Genomic DNA, 1,172 nt, shown 5'->3' on the forward strand with positions numbered 1-1,172 from the left:
CGGCGAGCACGCCGGCGTGCTGGTCGAGGTGCGTGAAGTCGTCGCGACCGGGGCGGCCCTGGTGGGCCAGACAGATCACCCGGTGGCCGGCGTCGGCCAGCTCCGCGACGGTGCGGGCGTGGCGCTCGAACCGACGGTTGTCCCGGACCGTGCCGTCCTCGACCGGGGAGTTGAGATCGAGACGGACCAGTACCCGCGCCTCCGAGAACCGCTCGTCGAACGCGTCGAGCGTCGCGAAAGAACCCATCGTCGCGCGGTTGGTCGTTGGGACACTTCAAACTGACCGGTTTCGGCGTCCCGACCGGGGAAACCGCACGACGGGGCGGTTTCCCCCGCCGACAGAAGGCTTTTGCCCGGCGCAGGTGTACGAACGTCCATGCGTAGGGACGACCGCGAGGACCCGTTCGGCGACATCTTCGACGAGATCGAGCGGATGATGGGCGGCGGCCCGGAGGACGACGGCGCCGACGCGCACGTCGACGCCTTCGACGAGGGCGACCAGCTCCGGCTCGTCGCTGACCTCCCCGGCGCGGAGAAGGAGGAGATCTCGCTGCAGTGCGACGGGGAGACGCTGACGATCGCCGCCGGCGAGTACCGCGAGCGCGTGCGGCTCCCGACCCGGGTCGACGAACACTCCGCCGAGGCGACGTTCAACAACGGCGTGCTCGAGGTCAGCTTCGAGAAGCTCGACGACGCCGCCGACATCGACCTCTCCTAACTGTTCTCGGCCGTCTTCCGTATCAGCGCCGCCAGCCGGTCGTAAAAGTCCGGCTCGTACTTCGTCGCGTCGTCGACGGTCGGGCGCGCGTTGGTTTCGTTGACCACCAGTCGGTCCTCGGTCTCCAGTAAATCCACCCCGAGGTAGTCGATCCCGAGCACGTCAGCCGCCCGCTCGGCGAGTTCGCGAGCGTCCGGGGGGAGCGAGACGCCCTCGGCGACGGCGCCGCGGTGGACGTTGTGCTTCCACTTGCCCGCCGCGGTCTCGGACTCGGGCAGCCGGCGCTCGACGGCGCCGGCGTACTCGCCGTCGACGATCATCGCCCGGTAGTCCCGGGCGTCCGGGAGGTACTCCTGGAGCAGGAACGAGCGGTCGCCGGTCGCCCGGAAGTCGTGGACGAGGTCGAGATAGTCGGTGACGCCGAGCAGCGAGTCCGGGTCCGCGACGCGGGCGA

3 protein-coding genes are annotated in these 1,172 nt (G+C 70.0%); 1 reads left to right on the forward strand and 2 read right to left on the reverse strand.

Annotation, left to right across the window (positions count from 1 at the left end; genetic code table 11):
- Nucleotides 1-247 (reverse strand): phosphoglycerate kinase (pgk, locus tag ACFR9S_RS10740; protein ID WP_379818612.1); only part of this gene is annotated, 247 nt, incomplete at its 3' end.
- A 129-nt stretch (nucleotides 248-376) separates the two neighbouring features.
- On the opposite strand from pgk, the gene ACFR9S_RS10745 reads away from it, so the two are divergent.
- A complete protein-coding gene (locus tag ACFR9S_RS10745) occupies nucleotides 377-718 on the forward strand; it encodes an Hsp20/alpha crystallin family protein (protein WP_053947354.1) in 342 nt (113 codons plus the stop codon).
- Here the strand turns inward: ACFR9S_RS10745 and ACFR9S_RS10750 are convergent.
- The coding region (locus ACFR9S_RS10750) for an ATP-grasp domain-containing protein (protein WP_379818613.1) at nucleotides 715-1,172 on the reverse strand (458 nt) is incomplete at its 5' end. The genes ACFR9S_RS10745 and ACFR9S_RS10750 overlap by 4 nt on opposite strands.

This window comes from Halolamina salina, from assembly GCF_042678005.1.
GTDB classification, from domain to species: domain Archaea; phylum Halobacteriota; class Halobacteria; order Halobacteriales; family Haloferacaceae; genus Halolamina; species Halolamina salina.